The organism is Rhodococcus indonesiensis, from assembly GCF_047782815.1.
GTDB classification, from domain to species: Bacteria; Actinomycetota; Actinomycetes; order Mycobacteriales; family Mycobacteriaceae; genus Rhodococcus; species Rhodococcus indonesiensis.
In genome coordinates this window covers 2,459,916-2,484,258 of record NZ_CP180630.1, presented here as the reverse complement: position 1 = coordinate 2,484,258, position 24,343 = coordinate 2,459,916, and the positions used below count along the sequence as shown (strand labels likewise).

The 24,343-nt window shown below is 70.9% G+C and carries 24 protein-coding genes; 3 read left to right on the top strand and 21 right to left on the bottom strand.

The genetic code is table 11. The annotated features are described in order from the left end of the window. Positions 1-43 precede the first annotated feature (43 nt). Genes ACM26Y_RS11635 through ACM26Y_RS11620 form a run of 4 tightly spaced genes read right to left on the bottom strand, consistent with a single transcriptional unit; the run spans position 44 to position 3,424 of the window. On the bottom strand, positions 44-751 hold the full coding sequence (locus ACM26Y_RS11635) for a phosphodiesterase (protein ID WP_416063482.1): 708 nt from the start codon (positions 749-751) through the stop codon (positions 44-46). Between the two features lie 44 nt (positions 752-795). Beyond that, positions 796-1,440 (bottom strand): hypothetical protein, encoded by a 645-nt coding sequence (locus tag ACM26Y_RS11630; RefSeq protein ID WP_416063481.1) that lies wholly within the window; start codon positions 1,438-1,440, stop codon positions 796-798. Beyond that, positions 1,427-2,701, bottom strand: coding sequence for a histidine--tRNA ligase (hisS, locus tag ACM26Y_RS11625; protein WP_416063480.1), 1,275 nt, complete (start codon positions 2,699-2,701; stop codon positions 1,427-1,429). The genes ACM26Y_RS11630 and hisS overlap by 14 nt, the downstream gene beginning before the upstream one ends. A 39-nt stretch (positions 2,702-2,740) precedes the next feature. Continuing rightward, a complete protein-coding gene (locus tag ACM26Y_RS11620; protein WP_200863123.1) occupies positions 2,741-3,424 on the bottom strand; it encodes an MBL fold metallo-hydrolase in 684 nt (227 codons plus the stop codon). Positions 3,425-3,591: 167 nt separating this feature from the next. On the opposite strand from ACM26Y_RS11620, the gene ACM26Y_RS11615 reads away from it, so the two are divergent. The 3 genes from ACM26Y_RS11615 to ACM26Y_RS11605 all read left to right on the top strand — a co-directional run bounded on the left by ACM26Y_RS11615 (position 3,592) and on the right by ACM26Y_RS11605 (position 6,161). Then, entirely contained in the window at positions 3,592-4,464 is an 873-nt protein-coding gene (locus ACM26Y_RS11615) for a peptidylprolyl isomerase (RefSeq protein ID WP_003935519.1), read from the top strand. Then, positions 4,464-5,252 (top strand): peptidylprolyl isomerase, encoded by a 789-nt coding sequence (locus ACM26Y_RS11610; protein WP_371382993.1) that lies wholly within the window; start codon positions 4,464-4,466, stop codon positions 5,250-5,252. Before ACM26Y_RS11615 ends, ACM26Y_RS11610 begins: the two co-directional genes overlap by 1 nt. 111 nt (positions 5,253-5,363) lie before the next feature. Continuing rightward, positions 5,364-6,161, top strand: coding sequence for a peptidylprolyl isomerase (locus tag ACM26Y_RS11605; protein ID WP_371382994.1), 798 nt, complete (start codon positions 5,364-5,366; stop codon positions 6,159-6,161). 35 nt (positions 6,162-6,196) lie between these two features. Here the strand turns inward: ACM26Y_RS11605 and ACM26Y_RS11600 are convergent, their stop codons facing one another. The 17 genes from ACM26Y_RS11600 to pgsA form a co-directional block, all read right to left on the bottom strand. Beyond that, entirely contained in the window at positions 6,197-8,503 is a 2,307-nt protein-coding gene (locus ACM26Y_RS11600) for a RelA/SpoT family protein (protein ID WP_040781631.1), read from the bottom strand. 91 nt (positions 8,504-8,594) lie between these two features. After that, positions 8,595-9,122 carry an adenine phosphoribosyltransferase gene (locus ACM26Y_RS11595; RefSeq protein ID WP_371383017.1) on the bottom strand — a complete coding sequence of 176 codons (528 nt, stop codon included), beginning with the start codon at positions 9,120-9,122 and terminating at the stop codon, positions 8,595-8,597. A 26-nt stretch (positions 9,123-9,148) separates the two neighbouring features. Further along, positions 9,149-10,894: an ABC transporter substrate-binding protein gene (locus ACM26Y_RS11590; protein ID WP_416063479.1), complete on the bottom strand. Its 1,746-nt coding sequence runs from the start codon at positions 10,892-10,894 to the stop codon at positions 9,149-9,151. A 1-nt stretch (position 10,895) separates the two neighbouring features. Further along, on the bottom strand, positions 10,896-12,086 hold the full coding sequence (secF, locus tag ACM26Y_RS11585; RefSeq protein WP_371382996.1) for a protein translocase subunit SecF: 1,191 nt from the start codon (positions 12,084-12,086) through the stop codon (positions 10,896-10,898). Between the two features lie 2 nt (positions 12,087-12,088). Beyond that, entirely contained in the window at positions 12,089-13,813 is a 1,725-nt protein-coding gene (gene secD, locus ACM26Y_RS11580; protein WP_371382997.1) for a protein translocase subunit SecD, read from the bottom strand. A 165-nt stretch (positions 13,814-13,978) separates the two neighbouring features. After that, positions 13,979-14,320, bottom strand: coding sequence for a preprotein translocase subunit YajC (gene yajC / locus ACM26Y_RS11575; RefSeq protein ID WP_054374608.1), 342 nt, complete (start codon positions 14,318-14,320; stop codon positions 13,979-13,981). A gap of 117 nt (positions 14,321-14,437) precedes the next feature. Then, positions 14,438-15,487 carry a Holliday junction branch migration DNA helicase RuvB gene (gene ruvB / locus ACM26Y_RS11570; RefSeq protein WP_416063478.1) on the bottom strand — a complete coding sequence of 350 codons (1,050 nt, stop codon included), beginning with the start codon at positions 15,485-15,487 and terminating at the stop codon, positions 14,438-14,440. Between the two features lie 41 nt (positions 15,488-15,528). Continuing rightward, positions 15,529-16,122 carry a Holliday junction branch migration protein RuvA gene (gene ruvA / locus ACM26Y_RS11565; RefSeq protein WP_003935531.1) on the bottom strand — a complete coding sequence of 198 codons (594 nt, stop codon included), beginning with the start codon at positions 16,120-16,122 and terminating at the stop codon, positions 15,529-15,531. Continuing rightward, a complete protein-coding gene (ruvC, locus tag ACM26Y_RS11560) occupies positions 16,119-16,697 on the bottom strand; it encodes a crossover junction endodeoxyribonuclease RuvC (protein ID WP_289379350.1) in 579 nt (192 codons plus the stop codon). Before ruvC ends, ruvA begins: the two co-directional genes overlap by 4 nt. Positions 16,698-16,870: 173 nt before the next feature. Further along, entirely contained in the window at positions 16,871-17,623 is a 753-nt protein-coding gene (locus ACM26Y_RS11555; RefSeq protein ID WP_003935533.1) for a YebC/PmpR family DNA-binding transcriptional regulator, read from the bottom strand. A gap of 64 nt (positions 17,624-17,687) precedes the next feature. Then, positions 17,688-18,308, bottom strand: a complete 621-nt coding sequence (gene pdxT, locus ACM26Y_RS11550; protein ID WP_152975440.1) for a pyridoxal 5'-phosphate synthase glutaminase subunit PdxT — start codon at positions 18,306-18,308, stop codon at positions 17,688-17,690. A 107-nt stretch (positions 18,309-18,415) separates the two neighbouring features. Beyond that, on the bottom strand, positions 18,416-19,231 hold the full coding sequence (locus ACM26Y_RS11545; RefSeq protein WP_003935535.1) for an acyl-CoA thioesterase: 816 nt from the start codon (positions 19,229-19,231) through the stop codon (positions 18,416-18,418). A 116-nt stretch (positions 19,232-19,347) separates the two neighbouring features. Then, positions 19,348-20,250 carry a pyridoxal 5'-phosphate synthase lyase subunit PdxS gene (gene pdxS, locus ACM26Y_RS11540; protein ID WP_003935536.1) on the bottom strand — a complete coding sequence of 301 codons (903 nt, stop codon included), beginning with the start codon at positions 20,248-20,250 and terminating at the stop codon, positions 19,348-19,350. A 237-nt stretch (positions 20,251-20,487) separates the two neighbouring features. Continuing rightward, positions 20,488-21,507 (bottom strand): NUDIX hydrolase, encoded by a 1,020-nt coding sequence (locus ACM26Y_RS11535; RefSeq protein ID WP_003935537.1) that lies wholly within the window; start codon positions 21,505-21,507, stop codon positions 20,488-20,490. Positions 21,508-21,547: 40 nt separating this feature from the next. After that, on the bottom strand, positions 21,548-22,675 hold the full coding sequence (locus ACM26Y_RS11530) for a glycosyltransferase family 4 protein (protein ID WP_289379349.1): 1,128 nt from the start codon (positions 22,673-22,675) through the stop codon (positions 21,548-21,550). Continuing rightward, a complete protein-coding gene (locus ACM26Y_RS11525) occupies positions 22,672-23,577 on the bottom strand; it encodes a phosphatidylinositol mannoside acyltransferase (protein ID WP_289379348.1) in 906 nt (301 codons plus the stop codon). The genes ACM26Y_RS11530 and ACM26Y_RS11525 overlap by 4 nt, the downstream gene beginning before the upstream one ends. Then, a complete protein-coding gene (pgsA, locus tag ACM26Y_RS11520) occupies positions 23,574-24,254 on the bottom strand; it encodes a phosphatidylinositol phosphate synthase (protein WP_289379347.1) in 681 nt (226 codons plus the stop codon). Before pgsA ends, ACM26Y_RS11525 begins: the two co-directional genes overlap by 4 nt. Positions 24,255-24,343: the final 89 nt, after the last annotated feature.

Here is a 24,343-nt window from a genome sequence, read left to right as displayed (position 1 = left end):
GGGTGCGGAGTTGCTCCGCACCCCCGGCTACTGCGTTCCGGCGCTACGGAGTGCCGGCGGAGGTGGGCAGACCGCTCTTCGCGGACCCGTCGGCCGCGCCGCGACCCGTGCGGCTGCCCAGGTAGGCGTCGCGACGGAACGGCACGAGCCACCGTGGCCACAGTTCGACCGAGGCGGGACGATTGAGCACCGGATCGAACGACGGCTGTGCGTCGTCGGGGGCGTGAACCTCGCGCTCGAGCGTGACGCGGCCCGCCGGCACGAGCGGCCCCCGGGCCGCGGCCACGTGCAACGAGAACACCAGCGGACCACCGCGCCGCGCCAGATCCCGCACAGAGGTCGACGACGGCTGGTCCCCCTCGGGCAACGCGAAGATCCATCGCGGTGCGAGGTCGACGTTCGTGCGATACGCCATCAGGGAGCCGTACCGTGCGGTCGACCAGCCTCGCGCCGGCAGCAGCACCGCCCTGGTCGGCACGTGCAGCGTGGCGAGCAGGAGGTCCCAGGGCCCGCTCTCCAGTGAGAACCGCAGCGCCAGGCCGAGGATGTCGGGCACACCGTCGGGCGTGCCCACGGCGCCGGACAACCGGGCGGTGACCGGTACCCGTGCCGGAACCGAACGCGGCCACCAGCCCGGCGTCAGTTCCGCCTCACCTTCGAAGAGCACCCCGTGCGGGTGGAACACCCGGGCGCCGCGCAACGCGGAGGCAGCCCGGAACGGCACGGCGAACACCGTGTGCATCGAGATCATGCGCCCCGCATACCCGGGGTGCCGGCACACCAATCGGCATGCGCTCACTCGACGAGCGAAGCCACCTCGTGATCGGTGAGCGTGGTCTGCGGCACGCGGCCGGCGTCCCGGGCCAGCAGCACCGCCCGGTACAGCGGCCGCTGCTCCAGTCCCGCTTCGCGGGCCTCTGCCCGCAGCTGCTCCACCAGTACCGACGACACCGCAGCGGCCGAGGCCAGCTCACTTGCCGCGAGGGCGTCGGCGAGCCGGCGCAAGGCCAGCACATCGAGCTCCCGGCAGCCGCCGTTCGCGTACAACGCCAACGGGACCGACACGATCCGGTCGCCGTCGTTGAGCCGCAGCACCACCTGACTGACCCGCAGCGCCGACACCACCAGTTCGACCCCGGCGAGGTTGCGCAGCTGCACGTGCCGGGTGCGCAGTGCCCCCTTCGCCGTGATCGTGGTGCCGTCGATCCAGCGACGCCGGCGCAGCACCGCCAGGGCACCCACCGCCGGTGGCACCCCGACGATCATCCCGCACACGACCGCGACCAGGGGGCTGGCCACGAGGTACACCAGCAGACCGGCCACCACGCCGATCAGGAGGGAGAACGCCGCGACCTTCCCGGCGCGCGGCGCGAGCAGCCGCGTCGGGATCAGGTCCAGACGGGTCGGCGCAGCACGTCCCGACGGGTCAGGTGCCGGCAACGACGTCCCCGACCCAGGCGACCACGTCGTCGAGGGGCACGGTGTGCTGTTCGCCGGTGCGCAGGTCCTTGACCACGATCTCGCCGGCTTCGAGCTCTCGCTCCCCCAGCACCAGGGCGACCACGGCACCGGAGCGGTCGGCGGCCTTCATCGCGCCCTTGACGCCGCGTCCCCCGTAGGCCAGGTCCACCCGAATACCGGCGGCGCGCAGCCGGTGGGCGACCGGGACCAGCGTCGACTTGGCGGCCTCACCCATCGGCACGCAGAACACCTCGCAGCGGGCGGGGCTGCCCGCGCTCTTACCCTCGGCGGCGAGGGCGAGCACCGTTCGATCGATCCCGAGACCGAACCCGATGCCCGAGAGGGGCTGCCCGCCGAGCTGAGCCATCAGGCCGTCGTAGCGTCCGCCGCCGCCGATCCCGGACTGGGCGCCGAGGCCGTCGTGGACGAACTCGAAGGTGGTCTTCGTGTAGTAGTCGAGACCGCGCACCATGCGCGGGTTGATCGTGTAGGACACGCCGAGCGCGTCCAGATGCGACAGCACCTCGTCGAAGTGCGCCTTGGCCGTGTCGGAGAGGTGGTCGAGCATGAGCGGAGCGTCGGCCGTCATCTCCCGCACGTGCGGGCGCTTGTCGTCGAGGACCCGCAGCGGGTTGATCTCGGCGCGGCGGCGGGTCTCCTCGTCCAGGTCCAGCCCGAACAGGAACTCCTGCAACAACTCCCGGTACTGGGGGCGGCACGTCTCGTCGCCGAGGGAAGTGATCTCGAGGCGGAACCCGTCGAGGCCGAGGCTGCGGAATCCGGCGTCGGCCACGGCGACGACCTCGGCGTCGAGCGCGGGGTCGTCGACACCGATCGCCTCGACCCCCACCTGCTGCAGCTGGCGGTACCGCCCGGCCTGGGGACGTTCGTACCGGAAGAAGGGGCCCGAGTAGCTCAGCTTGACGGGCAGCTGGCCACGGTCGAGGCCGTGCTCGATCACCGCCCGCATCACTCCGGCGGTCCCTTCCGGCCGCAGCGTCACGGACCGGTCGCCGCGATCGGCGAAGGTGTACATCTCCTTGCTCACGACGTCGGTGGACTCGCCGACGCCGCGCGCGAACAGTCCGGTGTCCTCGAAGATCGGCAGCTCGATGTGCCCGTAGCCGGCCAGCCGCGCCGCGCGGGTCAATCCGTCGCGCACGGCGACGAACTCCGCCGACTGCGGCGGGACGTAATCGGGTACACCCTTGGGCGCCGAGAACGTGGAGGGCTTGCTCAACTGTCGCTGCTTTCTCTCGTCGGGGGTCGGAGGCCGGGGTCAGCGGGAGCCGGTCAGCCCGGCCAGGAAGGGATTCGACGTCCGCTCCCGACCGATGGTGCTGGTCGGGCCGTGTCCGGGCAGGATCGCGGTGGCGTCGTCGCGCACGAGCAGTTTCGCCGCGATCGACGCGAGCAGCTGTTCGTGGTCGCCGCCCGGCAGGTCGGTGCGGCCGATCGAACCCTGGAACAGGGTGTCGCCGGTGAGGGCGATCTCGACGTCGTCGCCGTCGGCGGTCGTCGCGTGGGTGCGCAGCACCACCGAGCCCTGGGTGTGGCCCGGGGTGTGATCGACGACGAACCGGATGCCGGCGTGCTCGACCTGGTCTCCGTCGGCCAGTTCGATCACGGTGCGCGGCTCGGTGAATTCGGCGCCTTCGAGGAACGGCTTCAGTGTCGGGCCGATACCGCGACCGGGATCGGTCAGCATGTAGCGGTCGTCGGGGTGGATGTAGGCCGGGATGTCGTAGCGGTCGGCGACGGCCTGCGCCGACCAGATGTGGTCGAGATGGCCGTGGGTGAGCAGCACCGCGCGCGGCGTCAGCCCGGACCGGGCCAGAAAATCCGCGAGGGGCTCGGCGGCATCCTGTCCGGGGTCGACGACAACGCAGTCCTCGGCGTCGTCCTGCGCGAGGATGTAGCAGTTCGTCTGGAACATCCCGGCGGGGAATCCGGTGACGAGCACGGGCATCGCTCCTACGGTGTGGGCCTCGGTGTGGCTCCTACAGCCTAGGCCGGGCTCCCCGGCGACCGGTTCTCAGGTTGGGGTGGCAGACTCGATCCGGCTCGAGCCGGAGGCCGGCGGCGACGACGGATCCGGCAACGACGATCGGTTACGGGAGGACTACTGCAGTGCCGAGCAACGCACAGCGGCGCCAGGCCGCCAAACGCAAACTCGAGCGGCAGCTCGAACGACGGGCCCAGCGGGCGCGCAAGCGCCGCCAGCTCACCATCGGCCTGTCCGCGCTCGGTGTGGTCGCGGTCGTCGCGGCCGGCGTCGGCATCTGGGTGCTCACCCGCGACGACGGCGCGGACTCGACCGCGGCGTCGGAGACGACCGAACCGGCTCAGCCGGAGTTCGGAGCGCTGCCGGCGGCCCGGTCCGAACCGTTGCCGGACTCCGTGAACTGTGCCTATCCGGCTGCCGGCGAGCCCGCCAAGCCTGTGCAGCCGCCCCGCACGGACGGCATTCTCACCACCGGGGAGGGCAACACCGACATCAGCGTCAGCGTGGAGACCACCCAGGGCAACATCGGGCTGGTCCTGCACAACGACACCTCGCCGTGCACGGTCAACAACTTCCTGTCGCTGGCGTCGCAGGGGTACTTCGACGACACCGCCTGCCACCGCCTGACCACGTCCGACACGCTGGCCGTGCTGCAGTGCGGCGACCCCACCGGCACCGGGGCCGGCGGTCCCGGCTACCAGTTCGCCAACGAGTTCCCCACCGACCAGTACGCACCCGAGGATCCGGCGGCCACGCAGCCGCTGACCTATCCCCGCGGGACCGTCGCGATGGCCAACGCCGGCCCCGGCACCAACGGCAGCCAGTTCTTCCTCGTGTACGGCGACTCGGTTCTGCCGCCGCAGTACACCGTGTTCGGCACCATCGACGAGACCGGCCTGGCGACCCTCGACAAGGTCGCCGCGGGCGGTGTCGAGGGCGGCGGCCAGGACGGCGCGCCGGCCCAGCCGATCTCGCTGACCAGTGTCAGGATGGACTGATGACTCGTACTCGATCCGGCTTCGCCCGGACGGCCGTGGCCGGGGTGGGTATGGCGCTGCTGCTCGCCGGGTGCTCGGACGATCCGGACGACGGGGCCGCGACGACCACGACGAGCGCCGCGGCGCCGACGTCCGCCCCGTCGCTGTCCGACTTCCCCGCCCTGCCCGCCCAGCGTGCCGAGCCGCTGCCCGAAACGGTGAGCTGCGCGTACCCGTCGGACGGACGTCCGGCCGCCGAGTCGGTGCAGCCGCCGAGCGCCGAGAACGTCCCCACCACCGATACCGGCGTCACCGTCACCACGACCCAGGGCAATATCGGCCTGACTCTCCGGGGCGAGCTGTCCCCGTGCACCGTCAACAGTTTCCTGTCGCTCGCCTCGCAGGGGTACTTCGACGACACCGACTGCCACCGCCTGACCACCGACCCGACGCTGTCGGTGCTGCAGTGCGGCGATCCCACCGCCACGGGCACCGGTGGACCCGGCTACGAGTTCGCCAACGAGTTCCCCACCGACCAGTACGCGGCCGGGGATCCGCAGGCGCAGAATCCGATGGTCTACCCGCGGGGCACGCTCGCAATGGCCAACGCCGGCCCCGGCACGAACGGCAGCCAGTTCTTCCTGGTGTACCGGGACTCGATCCTGCCGCCGCAGTACACCGTGTTCGGCACCATCGACGACGCCGGTCTGGCGACGCTCGACGAGATCGCCGCGGCGGGGGTGGACGGCGGCGGACCCGACGGGCCGCCGGCTGCCGCGACGACGCTGACGGCCGTCCGCACGGACTGATCAGGTCCTGCCGCGAACGCCCTGCCCGCCCCTCGGCGGGCAGGGCGTTCGCGTCCCCGGCGCCGGCGGGGTCTGTCGGATCGTGACGCGATCGTCTACTGTGCCGTGTCTGTGACCTCCAGTACTTCCATTGCTGCGCGCCTGGCCCTGACCTTGGCCGCGGCACTCGCGGCGGCGGCGTGTGCCGCGTCCGCCACCGCCCCTGCCCCGGCCACGCTGCGGTCGACGACGACCACCACGCCCGCGGCCCCCGCCGGGTTCGACCCGTCCGGCTATGCCGCTCTTCCGCCGCGTCCCGAACCGGGGGCCTCGACGGTCACCTGCACGTACCCTGCCGCCGGACCGGCGGCGAGGACGGCGACCATGCCGGGGTCGACATCCGTGCCTGCGACCGGAACGGTGGAGCTCACGCTGACGACGTCTGCGGGACCGGTCCCGTTGGTCCTCGAACGCTCCGCAGCACCGTGCGCGGTGCACAGCTTCGCCGCTCTCGCCCGGCAGGGATTCTTCGACGGGACGCAGTGTCATCACCTGACGGACGATCCGGGCATGCAGATGCTCCGCTGCGGCGACCCGACCGGTTCCGGGGCCGGCGGGCCGGGCTACACATTCGCCGACGAGTATCCCGTCACGGTCGTCCGCGGGGAGAACGGCTATCTGCCCGTCCCGGTCGTGTACCCCCGCGGCACCGTCGCGATGGCAGGCGCCGGACACCGGGACAGCAACGGCAGCCAGTTCCTGCTCGTCTTCGGCGACTCGCTGCTGCATCCGCAGTATTCGGTGTTCGGTACCGTCGCCGAGCCGGGCCTGCAGGTGCTCGAGGACGTCGCCGCGGCCGGCAACGACGGCTCGAGCCCGCTCGGCGGCGGCCGCCCCCTCACTCCGCTCGTCGTCACCGACGTGGGATGAGGCGCCGCCGGGCGATGGGCGGTCCCTGAACCGGCCTACGCCGCGGAGGTCACCCGGTACACGTCGTAGACGCCCTCCACGTTGCGGACGACGTTGAGGACGTGCCCGAGGTGCTTGGGGTCTCCCATCTCGAAGGTGAAGCGGCTCACCGCGACCCGGTCGCCCGTCGTTGTCACCGACGCCGACAGGATGTTCACCTTCTCGTCGGCGAGGGCCTTCGTGACGTCCGAGAGCAGCCGGTGCCGATCCAGCGCCTCGATCTGGATGGCCACGAGGAACACCGACGACGGGGACGGTGCCCACTCGACGTCGATGATCCGCTCGGCCTGCTGCTGCAGCGATCCGGCGTTGGTGCAGTCGGTGCGGTGCACGCTCACCGAGCCGGTACGGGTGACGAAGCCCATGATCTCGTCGCCGGGTACCGGGGTGCAGCACTTGGCCAGCTTCGACACCGTGCCGGGGGCACCAGGCACTAGGACGCCGGAGTCGCCGCTCTGCCGGGACCGGGTCGGGATGGACGACGGCGTGGCCCGCTCCGCGAGCTCCTCCTCGACCCCACCGACCCCACCGAGGAGCGCGACGAGACGCTGCACGACGTGGTGCGCCGAGACGTGATGCTCCCCGACCGCGGTGTAGAGCGCCGAGACGTCGGCGTACCGCAGCTCCTTGGCCACGGCCTGCATCAGGTCCGCGTTCATCAGGCGCTGCAGCGGCAAGCCGACGCGTTTGACCTCCTTGCCGATGGCGTCCTTGCCGGTCTCGAGCGCCTCCTCGCGGCGTTCCTTCGCGAACCACTGCCGGATCTTGGCCTTCGCGCGCGGCGAGACCACGAACGACTGCCAGTCACGGCTCGGCCCGGCATTGGGATCCTTGGAGGTGAAGACCTCGACGACCTCGCCGTTCTCGAGTTTGCGCTCGAGCGCGACGAGCCGGCCGTTGACCCGTGCGCCGATGCAGCGGTGCCCGACCTCGGTGTGCACGGCGTACGCGAAGTCCACCGGGGTCGACCCGGACGGCAGCGTGATCACATCGCCCTTGGGGGTGAAGACGAAGATCTCCTTCACGGCCAGGTCGTAGCGCAGCGACTCGAGGAATTCGCCGGGGTCGGCGGCCTCACGCTGCCAGTCGAGCAACTGCCGCATCCACGCCATGTCGTCGAGCTCGGTGGCGTCGCCCGAGTGTTTGCCCTTGGTCTCCTTGTACCGCCAGTGCGCGGCGATGCCGAACTCGGCGGTGCGGTGCATCTCCCGGGTGCGGATCTGCACCTCGAGCGGCTTGCCCTCGGGGCCGATCACCGTGGTGTGCAGAGACTGGTACACGCCGAACCGCGGCTGGGCGATGTAGTCCTTGAAGCGGCCCGCCATCGGCTGCCACAGCGAGTGCACGACACCCACGGCGGCGTAGCAGTCGCGGATCTCGTTGCACAGGATCCGCACGCCGACCAGGTCGTGGATGTCGTCGAAGTCGCGGCCCTTGACGATCATCTTCTGGTAGATCGACCAGTAGTGCTTCGGCCGGCCCTCGACGGTGGCCTCGATCCGCGACGCCGAGAGCGTCGAGTTGATCTCCGCGCGGACCTTGGCCAGATAGGTGTCGCGCGACGGCGCCCGGGTGGCGACGAGCCGGACGATCTCCTCGTACTTCTTCGGATGCAGGATCGCGAAGGACAGGTCCTCCAGCTCCCACTTGACCGTCGCCATCCCGAGACGATGCGCGAGCGGAGCGATCACCTCGAGGGTCTCGCGTGCCTTGCGGGCCTGCTTCTCCGGCGGCAGGAAGCGCATGGTGCGCATGTTGTGCAGTCGATCGGCGACCTTGATCACCAGGACCCGGGGGTCGCGCGCCATCGCAATGATCATCTTGCGGATGGTCTCGCCCTCGGCCGCGGTGCCGAGCACCACCTTGTCCAGTTTGGTGACCCCGTCGACAAGGTGGGCGACCTCCTCACCGAATTCGGCGGTGAGTTGTTCGAGGCTGTAGCCGGTGTCCTCGACGGTGTCGTGCAGCAGCGCCGCGATCAGCGTGGTGGTGTCCATGCCGAGTTCGGCGAGGATCGTCGCGACCGCGAGGGGGTGGGTGATGTACGGGTCACCGGACTTGCGCTTCTGCGACGCGTGCCGCTCCTCCGCCACGTCGTAGGCGCGCTGCAGCTCCGACAGGTCGGCTTTCGGGTACAGCTCGCGGTGGATCGTGACCAGCGGCTCGAGCACCGGCTTGAGATTGGTGCTGCGCTGCCCGGTAATGCGCCGCGCCAGCCTGGCCCGCACCCGGCGGGACGCCGAGGTGGACGCCGAGGTCGGGGTCGGACCGGAGTTCTGGGACCGATCAAGATTCTGGGTCATGCCCACACCTCCCGTCGCCGATGCACACCGGGCGTACCGTCGCGCATTCCTCGTCGTCCGGAACCACCGGCACCTGCGCCAACTCTAGCTCTCAGAGCCGGACCAATGACGTCACCGGGTACTTTTCCAGGCGCGCCCGCCCGCCGAGAACCTCGATCTCGGTCACCACCGCCACCGCGACGACGAGGGCACCGGCCGCGTCGAGCAACTCCGCCGTCGCCGAGAGGGTGCCGCCGGTGGCGAGCACGTCGTCGACGACGAGTACCCGCCGGCCGCGCAGCCGAACCGAATCCTGCGGAATCTCGATGGCGGCGGTGCCGTACTCGAGCGAGTATTCGCGGGTGTTCACCGGCGGGGGCAGCTTGCCCGCCTTGCGTACCGCGAGGACGCCGGTGCCGAGTGCGTGAGCGATCCCACCGCCGAGCAGGAAGCCGCGGGCGTCGACCCCGGCCACCAGTTCCGCGTCCGGTGCGGTGGCGGCCAGCGCAGCGATCACCACCCCGAACGCCTCGCCGTCGGCGAAGACCGGGGTCAGGTCGGCGAAGCGGACTCCGGGTGTCGGGAAGTCGTCGACCCAGCGGGTGTGGGCGGTGACCGCCGTTGCGGCACGGTCGATCAGAGCGTGCATTCCGGCGGGAGTGTCGTTCATCGGTTGAGAATCCACCTGTCCATGTTCCAGCCCGCACCGGCAGCGCTGGTGTTGACGACGGCGGCGCGCAGGCCGCCGGCGAAGGTCGTCTCCCGGGGCTGCGCGTAGAGCGGCAGGGTCGGCATCTCGGTCCACAGGATCGTCTCGGCCTCGCCGACCAGGCCCGCGATCGTGGCGTCGTCGTCGGTCACGGCGAGGGCATCGAGGATCCGGTCCACCCGGGCGTCGGCGAAACGACCGACATTGGCACCGGCGGCGGAGTTGAGGGAACCGCGGGCGTCCTGCATGTCGGCCGTGCCGGCCGCGCCTGCGGCGGCGGCGGTCCCGGCCAGTACGGCGTCGACCTGACCCGCCGTGAGCTGCGACGGCGTGAACGTGTCGGAGGCGGCGTCGACCACCTCGATGCCCGCCTCGCGGCAGGACTGGGCGATCAGTTCGACGATGCGGGCGCGGCGCGCGTCGGGACCGAGGTACCCGATCCGCACGGTGATGCTGTCCGTCCCGGCCGCGGCGAGTTCGCTCCGCGCCGCGGTGGTGTCCGCGTCGTCGTAGCGGGCGGCCGGTGCGGACACGCCCGGGTACAGGGGCGAGTCCGCGGGCAGCAGCCGCGACGAAGTGGTCCCGGAACCGAGACCGGTTGCGGGGACGTCCCCGACCCGGCCGAACTCCTCGAACAACTGCGACCGGGGCACGCACAGCGCGAACGCCCGGCGCGCGGCCGGGGCGCCGAGGCTCCCGCCCGCGGTGCCCAGCACGAGCTGTTCGACGTTGCGCGAGGCCGTCTCCGTCGTTTCGGCGCCGTCGCCGAGTGAAAGGTCCAGGGCTCCGGTGGCGGCGTCGACGACGTGGACCCGGTCGTCGGAAGCCGCCGCGGAAGCGTCGGTGCCGCGCGGCCACACCACGATCCGGTCGGTGCCGGGCTTGTTGCCCCACCAGCGCTCGTTCGCGACGAGGACGAGCCCGTCCTCGACGGTGAACGACTCGATCCGGTAGGGACCCGAGGCCGGCAGCAGCGACAGGTCCACCGCGCCCGGGGTCAGGTTCCACCCCGTGTTCCAGAAGTCGGCGAGCCGGCGCAGCGCCTCGCCGTCACCGCCGCCGACGGCGGCGACCACGTCGGGCACCCCCGAGACCCGGGCCGCGACGTGCGCGGGCATCAGTTCGGTCGCGCCGAACAGGGCCCGCCAGTCGGCGTAGGCGCGGCCGCCACGGAAGACGACGGTGGCGTCCTTGGATCCGGTCTGGCAGTCGATCCGTTCGATGTCGACGTAGCCCGAGCGTCGCGCGGCGGAGAACAGGTTCCCCGCCGCACCCGAAGCGTCGGGAGCGGTGAAGCGCCCACTGGCGGCCGCCCAGGTCAGCACCAGGTCGTCGCACGACATCGGCACCCCGTCCGAGTACACGGAGTCCGGGGACAGCCGGTACTGGACGGTCAGCGGGTCCTGCGCGACGACGGTGGCCGTCCCGATGTCGGTGTCGGAGATCACCTGGCCGGCCGGATCGACGTAGCCGAACCCGGGCAGCACGCGGGCCAGGGCCTGCCCGGCTCCCGAGGCGGCGCCGTCGACGGTGTTGGCGTTGTAGGTGGTGACCGTGTTGTCGAGGGCATACCCGATGGAGGGCAGGGACTCCTCGGTCGTGCCGCAGGCCACGGTCGTCGCGGCCAGTGCTGCGGCCGCAGCCGTGGCCGCGAGTGCCGCGCGGACCGACCGGCGGCGCCGGGTGTGCTCGGGTGCCGACATGTCAGTGCCTTCTCTTGGCGCGCTTTCCGGTGGGACGGACCCCCGGTCTGGGGCTGCGCTCGGCCACCCGGGGGGCACCGGCGCCCGCTGTCGTGGCCACTGCGCTGCGCTCGGTCACGGACACCGGTGCCGCCCCGACCGTCGTCTCGCCGGACGGCACCGAACGCGATGCCGCAGCGTCGCGCTTGGCGAGCACCTTGCGGGTGTGCGCCGCCACCGGCCCCCGCCACTCCTTGAGCGTCACCAGCAGCGGGGTCGCGAAGAAGATCGACGAGTAGGCACCGACGACGATGCCGACCAGCTGGACGAGGGCAAGGTCCTTGAGGGTGCCGACGCCGAGCAACCACACCGCGATCACCATCAGCGCGAGGACCGGCAGCACCGAGATGACGGTGGTGTTGATCGACCGCATGAGGGTCTGGTTGACGGCGAGGTTGGCCTGCTCGGCGTAGGTCCGTCGATGCAGGTGCAGGATGCCCCGCGTGTTTTCCTCGACCTTGTCGAACACCACCACGGAGTCGTACAGCGAGAAGCCGAGGATGGTGAGCAACCCGATGACGGTGGCCGGGGTGACCTCGAATCCGACGAGCGAGTACACCCCCGCGGTGACGATCATGTCGAAGAACAGCGCGGCCAGGGCCGCGAGTGCCATGTCCCGCTCGTAGCGCACCGCGATGTAGATGCTGACGAGTACCAGGAACACCGCCAGCGCGATGAGGGCCTTGCGGGTGATCTGTCCGCCCCATGTCTCGCTGACGTCGGCGACGCTGATCGCGTCGCGCGTGGGCACGCCGTCGGGACCGGCGGGCTGGAACTCGTCGTACAGGGCGTTCTGCAGCGCCCGGACCTGTTCCAGGTCGAGGGCCTCCGACCGGATCTGGATGGAGGCGGCGGCGCCGGACCCGACGGTCTGCACCGACACGGGTTCGGCGCCGAGGGTGTCGGAGTACACCGTCTCGACCTGTTCGGTGGTGACGCCCTCGGCGGCCGGGAGCTGGATGCGGGTTCCGCCCTCGAAGTCGATGCCCCAGGTGAAGCCGCGGATCAGCATGCTCAGCAGTGCCACCAGCACGATGGCGCCGGTGAGCAGGTAGTAGAACCTGCGGCGGCCGACGATCTCGAACGCGCCCGTGCCGGTGTAGAGGCGCGAGAGGGTGCTGTGCCGGGGTGCGGTCGTGGTGGTGTCGGTCATCGTCACGCCTCCTTCGCCGAGGCAGCCGCGAGCTGGCGCTCACGCGCGACCTGCTGAATGGCACCGAGACCGTTCACGCTCGGCTTGGACCAGAACTTCGACTTCGACGCGAGGTACACCAGCGGCCACGTCACCAGGAACACGACCACGACGTCGAGGATGGTGGTCAGACCGAGGGTGAACGCGAAGCCGCGGACTTGGCCGACCGCGAGGACGTAGAGCACCGCGGCCGCGATGAAGCTGACGGCGTTGCCGGACAGGATGGTCCGGCGGGCCCGCGCCCAGCCGCGGGGCACGGCAGAACGGAAGCTGCGTCCCTCACGGATCTCGTCCTTGATGCGTTCGAAGAAGACCACGAACGAATCGGCGGTCATGCCGATACCGATGATCAGGCCGGCGATGCCGGCGAGGTCGAGGGTGAAGTTGATGTAGCGGCCGAGCAGCACCATCACCGCGTACACGGCGAGGCCGGACAGCACCAGCGACAGCGCGACGAGTACCCCGAGCATGCGGTAGTACACGAGGCTGTAGATCAGCACCAGGAGCAGTCCGACGACACCGGCGATCAGCCCGGCCTCGAGCGATGCCAGGCCGAGGGTCGCGGAGACCGTCTCGGCCTCCGACGCCGCGAAGGACAGGGGCAGCGAGCCGTACTTGAGGGTGTTGGCGAGCTCGGTGGCCTCGGTGTTACTGAAGTTGCCGGTGATGGAGGTTGCGCTTCCGGCGGGGGTGGCGCCCTGGATGACGGGCGCGCTGACCACCTTGGAGTCGAGGACGAACGCGGCCTGCTGGCCGATGTTGGCGGCGGTGAACTGCGCCCAGGTGCTGCTGCCCTCGGAGTCGAACGTCAGGCTGACCTCGTAGCGGGACTGCTGGGAGTTGTAGCCGGCGGAGGCGTCGGTGATCTGCTGACCGTCGATGATGCTGGGGCCGAGCAGATAGACGGCGGTGCCGTCGGTGGAGCATGCCACGAGCGGCTTGGCCGGATCGTCGTTGCCGGCGAGCGGGTCGGCGGCCGAGCAGTCCAGGGTGGCCATGGCCTCCTGCAGAACGGCCGGGTCCTCGCTCTGCCGGGTCTCCTTCGCAGCGGCGATGTCCGCGGCCGCCTGGGCCTGCGGGTCGAGGTCCTCCGCAGGAGCGGGTGCCGGGGTCTCCGGAGCGGGGGCCGGGGTGCCGGTATCCGGGGTGTCGGGGGCCGGGGTATCGGTGGGATCCTGCGCCGGGAAGGGCCGGCCCTGCGGTTCCGGTGCGGCCGGTTCGGGGGCAGGCGTCGCGGCGCCGGGCGCCGGCGTCTCGGGGACGGGAGCCGGGGAGTCCGCGGGGGCGGGCTGAGCGGAGTTGGCGCTCGCGATGGGCTGGCCGATCACGGGCCGGATGTACAGGCGCGCGGTCTGGCCGAGGGTGCGGGCCTGCGAGCTGTCGTCGCCGGGCACCGTGATCACCAGGTTGTCACCGTCGATGACGACCTCGGAACCGGACACGCCGAGACCGTTCACGCGGGTCTCGATGATCTGCTGGGCCTGCCGGAGACTGTCCTGGCTGGGCGCACTGCCGTCCGGGGTGCGGGCGGTGAGGGTTACCCGGGTGCCGCCCTGCAGGTCGATGCCGAGCTTCGGCGTCGCCGATTTGTCCCCGGTGAAGAAGATCAGTGCATACAGCGCCACCAGGACCGCCCCGAACAGGGCGAGGGAGCGAACTGGATGCACCGATCCGTTGGAAGGTGCCACGGTCTGTCAGTCTCCTCGATGCGAGTGAGTGATGCGCTGGTCACGGGGCCATCGCACGCGTCCGGCGCGGCCCCCGCCCGGCCCGCACATCGGCCGGGATGTCGACCGGGCAGTGTCCGGCCGTTCGGTGCTCGGCTGTTCAGTGCTCGGCTGTTCAGTGCCTGTTCAGTGCTCGGTCGGTCGCCCGGCCGGCGGCTCGGTGTCGTCGCCCTTGTCGAGCGAGAGGCCACCGGTCGTCTCGTCGGTCGAGCCGAGATCGGTGATGCGCTCGCGGACCACGACCCGGGCCCAGGTGGTCACCACGCCGGGCGCGATCTCGAGCTCCACGGTGGTGTCGGTGAGCGCGGTGATGGTGGCGTGCAGTCCCGCCGTGGTCATCACCCTGTCGCCGACCTGCAACGCGTCCTGCAGTTCCGCGGTCTTCTGCATCTCCTTCTTCTGGCGCCGGATGCCGAGGAAGGTCGGCACCAGCAGGGCAAGAATCAGCAGCGGGAAGAGCAGTTCCATCGTTGAAGTCAGTCCTCGAAGTCGTCCGGCATCGGGCGCCGGTCGTCGCGGACCGGCGCAGTAGACCAGTGTGCCATTACCGGCGCGGCTGCTGTACCGGCGCCGGTGGCAGAGCGGTCATTCGTCGTCGAACAGGCCGAGTTGCGGTTCGCGGGCCCGCACCTCGATGCCGCCGGTCGCGGCCTCCGGCGGTGGTGTCAGCCCGAGTTGCAGCCACGCGGCCTGCGTCGCGACCCGGCCGCGGGGGGTGCGCGCGATCATGCCCGCCCGTACCAGGAACGGCTCGCACACCTCCTCGACGGTGCCGGGCTCCTCACCGACGGCCACCGCGAGGGTGGACACGCCCACCGGTCCGCCCCCGAAACTTCGGACGAGCGCGCCCAGCACGGCCCGGTCGAGCCGGTCCAGGCCGAGCGCGTCGACGTCGTAGACCGCGAGGGCGGCCTGGGCGATCTCGCAGGTGATGATGCCGTCGGCGCGGACCTCGGCGTAGTCGCGGACCCGCCGCAGCAGACGGTTGGCGATGCGCGGGGTGCCGCGGGAACGGCCGGCGATCTCGGCGCTCGCCTCCTCGCCCAGGTCGATGCCGAGGATGCGGGCCGAGCGGAGCAGGATCTGCTGTAGTTCGGCCGGTTCGTAGAAGTCCATGTGGGCGGTGAAGCCGAACCGGTCGCGCAGTGGGCCGGTCAGCGCACCGGAACGGGTCGTGGCGCCGACGAGGGTGAACGGGGCCACCTCGAGGGGGATCGACGTCGCGCCCGGGCCCTTGCCGACGACGACGTCGACCCGGAAGTCCTCCATGGCCAGGTACAGCATCTCCTCGGCGGGACGCGCGATGCGGTGGATCTCGTCGATGAACAGCACGTCCCCCTCGACGAGGTTGGACAGCATCGCGGCCAGGTCGCCGGCCCGTTCCAGGGCGGGCCCCGACGTCAGCCGCAGCGACGACCCGAGTTCGGCGGCGATGATCATGGCCATCGACGTCTTGCCCAGGCCCGGCGGTCCGGACAGCAGGATGTGATCCGGGGTGCCGCCACGCAGCTTCGCCCCGCGCAGCACCAGCTGCAGCTGTTCCCGCACCCGGGGCTGGCCGATGAAGTCGTCGAGATTCTTCGGCCGCAGACTCGCCTCGACGTCGCCGTCGGCGGGCGTGTACTCGGCGGTCATCGGAGTCTCGTCGGGAGCTCCCTCGGCGGGAAAGTCCTCGATCATCGGCTCTTGCCCAGCAGAGCCAGCGCCGAACGCAGCGCGGTCGAGGTGTCGGCATGCGGGTCACCCGCGAGAACCGTGTCGGTGGACTGTTCTGCCTGCTTGACGGGGAAGCCGAGGCCGACGAGAGCCTCGATCACCTGGTCCCGCATGGGTGAGCCGACCACCGCCGCCGGGGCGGAGGCGCCGGCGAACGCCGCGACCTTGTCCCGAAGTTCGACGACCATGCGTTCGGCGCCGCGTTTCCCGATGCCCGGGACCCGGGTCAGGGCAGCGGTGTTGCCGTCGGCGAGGGCCGCACGCAGCGAGTCCGGATCGAGCACGGCCAGGGTGGCCATCGCGAGTCGCGGTCCGACACCGGAGACCGTCTGCAACAGTCCGAACAGGTCGCGGGCATCGGGGTCGGGGAACCCGTACAGCGTCATCGAGTCCTCGCGCACGATCATCGCCGTCACCAGGCGGGTGTCCTCGCCGCGACGGAGCGTGGCGAGGGTGGCGGGCGTGGCGTGGATCCGATAGCCGACCCCCGCGGATTCGATGACGACGTGGTCGAGGGCGATTTCGAGCACTTCCCCGCGCACCGAGGCGATCACCGTGCACCTGCCTTCCGGGCGGCGGCCTGTTCCCGCAGCCGCGCTTCGTACCGTCGTTTCTGTTCGGCCGCGGCGGCCTCGGCGGCGGCCATGCGCGCGAGCATGGGCGCACGCCAGCAGTGGCAGATCGCCAGGGCGAGGGCGTCCGCGGCATCCGCGGGCTTCGGGGCGGTAACGAGGCCCAGGATCTTCGTGACCATCGCCGTGACCTGCTTCTTGTCTGCCGAACCGTTCCCGGTCACGGCGGACTTGACCTGGCTCGGGGTGTGGAATGCCACCGGGATGCCGCGCCGCGCCGCCGAGAGCGCCACCACTCCCCCCGCCTGGGCGGTGCCCATTGCGGTACGGACGTTGTGCTGGGAGAACACCCGCTCGACGGCGACGACCTCGGGCTCGAAGCGGTCGAGCCAGTCCTCGGCGGCCGTGGAGATCTGCAGGAGCCGCGACGGCAGATCCATCTCGGGGGGTGTGCGGATGACATCCACTGCGACGGCGGCGACCTCGCGCCCGCGGCCGGTGTCCACGATGCCGAAACCGCATCGTGTCAGTCCCGGGTCCACACCCATCACGCGCACCCGTTCACCTCTCGACCGCTACGAACAACTGTTCGAGAGCATAGCGGCCGGGGCCACGCGTCGCGGTACCGACACGCAGCCCCGGCCGTGAGCTGTGCGACTCAGCCGTCGGTGAGCTGTGCGACTCAGCCGTCGGTGAGCCGTGCGACTCAGCCGTCGGTGAGCCGTGCGACTCAGGCGTCGAGTTCGGCGAGGACCTCGTCGGAGACGTCGACGTTGGTGTAGACGTTCTGCACGTCATCGGAATCCTCGAGCGCGTCGACGAGCTTGAACACCTTGCGGGCGCTGTCCGCGTCGACGGGCACCTCGACCGAGGCCCGGAAGTCCGGATCGGCCGATTCGTAGTCGATTCCCGCCTCGACGAGCGCGGTACGCACGGCGATGAGGTCGCCGGCCTCGGAGACGACCTCGAAGCTGTCACCGAGATCGTTGATCTCCTCGGCACCGGCCTCGAGCACCACCTCGAGAATCTCGTCCTCGGTGCGGCCGTTCTTCTCGAGCACGACGACGCCCTTGCGGGTGAACAGGTACGACACCGAGCCGGGGTCGGCCATGTTGCCGCCGTTGCGGGTCATCGCGGTGCGGACCTCGCCCGCCGCGCGGTTGCGGTTGTCGGTGAGGCACTCGATGAGGACGGCGACACCGCTGGGACCGTAGCCCTCGTAGGTGATGGTCTGCCAGTCCGCGCCGCCGGCTTCCTCACCGGCACCACGCTTGCGGGCCCGCTCGATGTTGTCGTTGGGGACCGAGCTCTTCTTCGCCTTCTGGATGGCGTCGTACAGCGTCGGATTGCCCGCCGGGTCACCACCGCCCGTCCGGGCCGCCACCTCGATGTTCTTGATCAGCTTCGCGAACATCTTGCCGCGCTTGGCGTCGATGGCCGCCTTCTTGTGCTTGGTGGTGGCCCATTTGGAGTGGCCGCTCATTCGATTGGAGCCCCTTCCGGCGAGGTGAGGTCGGACCGGGTCCGACTGGTTCGGAGGGCCGATTCTACTCCGCGCGGAGTGATCCCGAACGGACGGTGTCGACGAACAGCCGGTGCACCCGCAGGTCACCGGTGACCTCGGGGTGGAACGACGTGGCCATCACGGCGCCCTGGCGTACGGCGACGACGCGTCCGGCAGCCGGGCCCTCCGGGACGGTGGCCAGTACTTCCACGTCCGAGCCGACCTCTTCCACCCAGGGAGCTCGGATGAACACCGCGCGCACCGGGCCGCCCTCGACGCCCGCGACGGTGAGGTCGGCTTCGAACGAGTCGACCTGCCGGCCGAAGGCGTTGCGCCGGACGGTGATGTCGAGGGCGTCGAGATGCTCGGCGTCGGGACGGGTGTCGAGGACCTGCGAGGCGAGCAGGATCATGCCCGCGCAGGAACCGTACGCGGGCAGGCCCGCCTTCAGGCGGGCGCGCAGCGGCTCGAGCAGGTCGAACACCTGCAACAGCCGGCTCATGGTGGTGGACTCCCCGCCGGGGATCACCAGGCCGTCGACGGCGTCGAGCTCGCTGGGCCGGCGCACGCCGATCGCACGGGCGCCGGCCGCTTCGAGTGCGGTCAGGTGCTCGCGGACGTCGCCCTGGAGGGCGAGCACGCCGATGGTCGGAAAACTTCCCACTGTCGCCTGTTCTGTCTGGGACGGGGCGAAGCCCGCCCGAAATCTGGACGTCACGCTAGCAGCCGCGCCGAGGGTGTCCCGGCTCAAGGACCGTGCCCGCGTCTGCATCAGCGCAGGTAGCGGGTCAGTCCCTCCTGCACCACCGCAGCGACCATGCGCCCGTCCCGGTCGAAGATACGTCCCTGCGTCAGGGCCCGCCCGAAGCCTGCCGACGGTGAGGTCTGGTCGTACAGCAACCAGTCGTCGGCGCGGAAGGAGCGCAGGAACCACATGGCGTGGTCGAGGGATGCGCCCTGGGTCTTCTCGTCGGGGTGGGCGACGCTCGCGGAGCCGAGCAACGTCATGTCGCTCATGTACGCCAGGGTGCACACGTGCAGCACGTTGTCGTCCGGGAGCGGGTCCCGGACCCGGAACCACACCTGCTGCTGGGACACGATGCCGGGACGCCGGAAGATGCGATCCTCCGGCACCCGTCGCAGGTCCCATTCCGGCCATTCCCGCCTGGCCCAGAGGTTTCCGGGGTCCTCCGAGTCCGCGGACGCGGACAGTTCCTCGGGATCCGGCACCGGGGGCATCTCGTCCTGGTGCTCGATGCCCTCGTCCTGGACGTGGAACGACGCGGACATGGTGAAGATCGCCTGCCCGTCCTGGACTGCGGTCACCCGCCGGGTGCCGAACGACCGCCCGTCGCGGATCGGGTCGACGAGATACACGATCGGCTTCGCCGGGTTACCGGGACGGACGAAGTACCCGTGCAGCGAATGCACCGAGTACGCGGGATCGACGGTGCGCACCGCGGACACCAGCGCCTGGCCGGCGACCTGGCCCCCGAAGGTGCGCGGCAGCGACGTCTCCGTCGCCACGCCCCGGAAGATGTTCTTCTCGAGGTGTTCGAGCGCCAGGATCTCCTCGATCTTCGCCATGCGGGCTCCTTTTCAGTCCTGCGACAGGCTAGCGGCAGGTGCCCGGACCGGAGCGACGGGAGCCTCCGGCGCGGTGGAGGCTCCCGTCGCACGCGGGGATGCCGGCGGTCGTGCGGTCACCAGCCCCGCTCGGCGAGGCGGTGCGGCACCGGGATGTCGTCGACGTTGATGCCGACCATGGCCTCACCCAGACCGCGCGAGACCTTGGCGAGCACGCCCGGGTCGTCGTAGAAGGTGGTGGCCTTGACGATCGCGGCGGCACGCTCGGCGGGGTTGCCGGACTTGAAGATGCCCGAGCCGACGAACACACCTTCGGCGCCGAGCTGCATCATCATCGCCGCGTCCGCCGGGGTGGCGATGCCGCCGGCCGTGAACAGGGTCACCGGCAGCTTGCCGGCCTTGGCCACCTCGACGACCAGGTCGTACGGGGCCTGCAGTTCCTTGGCCGCGACGTACAGCTCGTCCTCCGGCAGGGACGTCAAGCGACGGATTTCCTGCCGGATCTTCCGCATGTGGGTGGTGGCGTTGGAGACGTCGCCGGTGCCGGCCTCACCCTTGGAGCGGATCATCGCCGCGCCCTCGTTGATCCGGCGCAGCGCTTCACCGAGGTTGGTGGCACCGCACACGAACGGCACGGTGAAGGCGAACTTGTCGATGTGGTTCTCGTAGTCGGCGGGGGTGAGCACCTCCGACTCGTCGATGTAGTCCACGCCGAGGGCCTGCAGAATCTGCGCCTCGACGAAGTGACCGATGCGGGCCTTGGCCATCACCGGGATGGACACGGCCTCGATGATGCCTTCGATCATGTCCGGGTCGGACATGCGGGACACGCCTCCCTGGGCGCGGATGTCGGCGGGGACGCGCTCGAGCGCCATGACGGCGACGGCACCCGCGTCCTCGGCGATCTTCGCCTGCTCGGGGGTGACCACGTCCATGATCACGCCGCCCTTGAGCATCTCGGCCATGCCGCGCTTGACGCGGGCGGTACCGGTGGTGGGGACGGACTCGGGGCTGCTCACAGCAACAAACTCCTGGGGTATGGCCTGCAGAGACTGGCGCGCGGACGGATCAGGGCACGTCACGGCGCCGCTCCCGAGTCTAGGTGCGCCCCGGCGGCCCTCCCATAGCCAGTCGCGAGGCCCTGGCCTGCATGCCCGCAGGCATCGACAGCCCTGCCCGCAGGCATCGACAGCCCTGCCCGCAGGCATCGACACAGCCTGCCCCACGGGCACCGGTCCGGCCTGCGTCGGCGACGCTCACCGGATGGCGCGGACCTCCGGTTCCACGCGACGCACGGCGACGTCACGCGCCTCGCCCAGCAGATCGGCGAGGTCCTGCGGGTACACGGCTTCCCCGTGTCGCGGCAGGTCCCGGATCTCGTTCTCGGCGAACCAGCGGTGTTCGAGGCTCATGCGGCGCTCGAGGTCCGTGAATCCGCTGCTGCCCGGCTCGAAGGCGGGCGTCTGCAGAGCGAAGAACAGCTCCTCCGAACGGATGAGCTCGCCGTTGAAGGGGAACACCGCCACCCGGCGCCACAGGGGTCCGCACAGTTGCTCGGGTGCGACCGGCAGACCGGTCTCCTCCCCCACCTCGCGGGCGGCGGCCGCGCGCAACGTCTCCCCCACCTCGACGGCACCGCCGACGGTGAACCAGAAGTGCACGTCCGGCGTGGTCGGGTCGTGGCCGCGCAGCAGCAGCACCCGCCCCTCGTGGTCGAACAGCACGACCCGCGCCGAGGTGCGCGTCTCGTCGAGCGACAGGCCCGACGCGGCGGCCGGGTCGGTGCGCTCGGCGATCTCGAAGTAGGTCGGCAACGGCGCCGTGCCCCCGAGGTGCAGCCACCGGACCGGCCGGCGGGTACGCAACGCCAGCGTGTCGCGGACGGCGTCGTTGTGGAATCGGCGGGCGATCAGCACCCGCGCCTCGGCGTCGGCGAGTTCGGCCACCAGCTGCGGCCGGAGCCGCTCGGTGTCGATCGCGGCCAGGGCGGCCGAGAGCGTGTTCTCCGCCGACTCCCGTTCGGCACGGTCCGCCCGTTCGGCACGGTCGGCCAGGGCGGCCAGCCGGCGGCCTTCGGCGACCGGGATGGAGGCCGCGATCCCCCGTACCACCACGGCGCGGCGGGCCAGAGCGGCGTCGAGCGCCTGCCAGGAGAGGTCCGATCGCACGTGCAACCGGTCCAGCCGGTTGGCCGTGCCGTACGCCCACAACCCGAGCGCGACGACGAGCGCGGTGACCAGGGCGAGGACGAGAACGGTCAGTGCGGACAGTGTCACGTCCCACTCCTCTCACGCGGCGCCGTCGCCCGCCCGCATGTCACGATCGGACCTCGCGGACCGGCCCGGCGCCGACCGTGACGGTCTCGTATACGCGCAGGATCTGCTCGGCCACCACCGGCCAGTCGTACGCGCCGACGATCTCGTTCGCCGCCGCCACGAGGGCGCGCCGCCGGGCTGCGTCGTCGAGCAGGCCGCGGATGGCGGCCGCGAGAGCCGCCGAGTCGCCCACCGGGACGAGTACGCCGGCGCGGCCGTCGCGCAGCACCCGGCGGAACGCGTCGAGTTCGCTGGCCACCACCGCGGTGCCGGCGGCCATCGCCTCCACGAGCACGATCCCGAAACTCTCCCCGCCGAGGTTGGGGGCGCAGTACACCTCGGCGCTGCGCATGGCCGAGGCCTTCTCCGCGTCGGACACCTGGCCGAGCAGCCGCAGGTGCCGTGCGTACGGTCCGGCCTCCTTGCGCAGCCGTTCCTCGTCCCCGCGGCCGACCACGAGGATCTGCAGGTCCGGGTAGTGCTCGACGAGCGAGGGCAGCGCGCCGAGCAGCACCGCCATGCCTTTCCGTGGTTCGTCGTACCGGCCGAGGAACAGCACGGTGCGCCCGGCGCGGGGATACCCGGGCAGCGTCGGGGCGTGCGCGAACGACGAGACGTCGACTCCGTTGGGTATCTCCACGGCGTCGGAGCCGAGTGAGGTCACCTGCCAGCGGCGGGCGAGCTCGGACACGGCGATGCGGCCGCTGATCTTCTCGAGATACGGCTGCAGCACGCCTTGGAAGGTGCTCAGTACCAGCGACTTGGTCGTCGAGGTGTGGAAGGTGGCGACGATGGGGCCTTCCGCGATCTTCAGGGCGAGCATCGACAGGCTCGGGGCGTTGGGTTCGTGGATGTGCAGGACGTCGAAGTCGTTGTCGTTGATCCACCGCCGGACCCGCGCATAGGACACGGGGCCGAAGCTCAGACGCGCCACCGAGCCGTTGTAGGGGATGGCGACGGCGCGTCCGGCGGAGACGACGAAGTCGGGCAGTTCGGTGCGGTCGGAGGCCGGAGCGAGGACGCTGACCCGGTGGCCGCGTTCGATGAGCACGGTCGCTAGATCCACGACGTGCGCCTGCACCCCGCCCGGTACGTCGAACGAGTACGGGCACACCATCCCGATCTTCACCGCGCCTCCATCCGGGCCAGGCGGGCCTCGGAGAGGTCGTCGAGCCAGAGCGGTTGCAGCATGTGCCAGTCCGCGGGGTGTTCGGCGATGTCGGCAGCGAAGCAGTCGGCGAGTGCCTGGGTCGCCGGTCCGATCCCGCCGGCGACGTCGATCTCGGGGTGGACCCGGAAGCCCCAGCCGTCGTCGGTGAACCAGCAGTGCACCGGCAGCAGCGGCGCCCCGGTCTCGACGGCGAGCTTCGCCGGGCCGGCGGGCATGCGGGTGGGTTCCCCGAAGAACGTGACCGGCACGCCCCTGCGGGCCAGGTCACGTTCGCCGAGCAGGCAGACGATCCGGTTCTCGCGCAGCCGGGTCTCGAGCCGGTCGAACGGCGGGGTCTCACCGCCGCTGAGGGGGAAGATCTCGAAGCCGAGGCTTTCGCGGTATGCGACGAACCGCTGGTAGAGCGATTCGGGACGCAGGCGTTCGGCCACCGTGGACAGTCCACCGTAGGTCTGCGTGCACCACACACCGGCCATGTCCCAGTTCCCGCTGTGCGGTAGGGCGAGAATTGCACCGCGCCCGGCCGCCAGTGCCTGTTCGATGTGTTCGCGGCCCTCGACGGCGTGATCGAGTGCCGCAGCCGTCGCGGCGAGGTCCATCGAGGGCAGCCGGAACGCCTCCCGCCAGTACCGAGCGTAGGACCGCAGGGACTGCCGGATCAGCTCGTCCGGGACCTGCGCCGCGGGCACGCCCAGGACGCGGGCCAGGTTGCGGCGCAACTGCTGCGGGCCGTCGCCGCGACGGGCCGCGAAATCGGCCCCGAGGTCGAACAGCCGGCGCGCAGTGGACTCGGGCAGCGCCCGCACGAGCCGCCATCCTGCGGCGTAGCCGAGGTCGGAGGCGCGTCCCGTCACGCTCATCGGGCGTCTCCGTCGGCCGGGGCGGACGACGGTTCTCCGCCGGCCGGAGTCGACGACGGCAACGGGAGCAGCTCGCGGGCCTCCGGGCAGCGCCGCACCGCGAGCACCCGCTGGAATACGGTGATCACCGAACCGGCGGCGAGCAGCCACATCGCGGCGTGGATCGCCCACCACAGGCCGAGCCCGGTGAGGCCGGCGCCGACCAGGACGATGACGAGCCGGTCGGGACGTTCGATCAGGCCGCCGTCGGCGGACAGGCCGCTCGCTTCCGCGCGAGCCTTGGCGTAGGAGATCACCTGGGAGGTGACGAGGCAGACGAGGGTGGCGATCAGCAGTGGCCGGCTCTGTTCCTCGTAGACCGCCCACCAGGCGAGTCCGGCGAAGATCGCGCCGTCGGCGACCCGGTCACAGGTGGCGTCGAGGACCGCGCCGAAGCGGGTGCCGCCCCCTCGAGCCCGTGCCATGGCGCCGTCGAGCATGTCGAACATCACGAACAGCCAGATCACCATCGCACCCCAGAACAACTGCCCCATCGGGAACAGCGTCACGGCGGCGGTGATCGTGGCGACGGTGCCGATCAGTGTCACCGCGTCCGGTGTGAGGCCGGTGCGGATCAGGGCCCTGCCGAGCGGGGCGGTGACCTTCGACACCGACGCACGCCCGAAGAAGCTGAGCATCCCACCGACCCCCGTCTTTCGTCACATCGTTGCGTCCGGGACACGATCCTGCCATGCCTGCGAACGGCGACAAACATGAGTCGGGGACG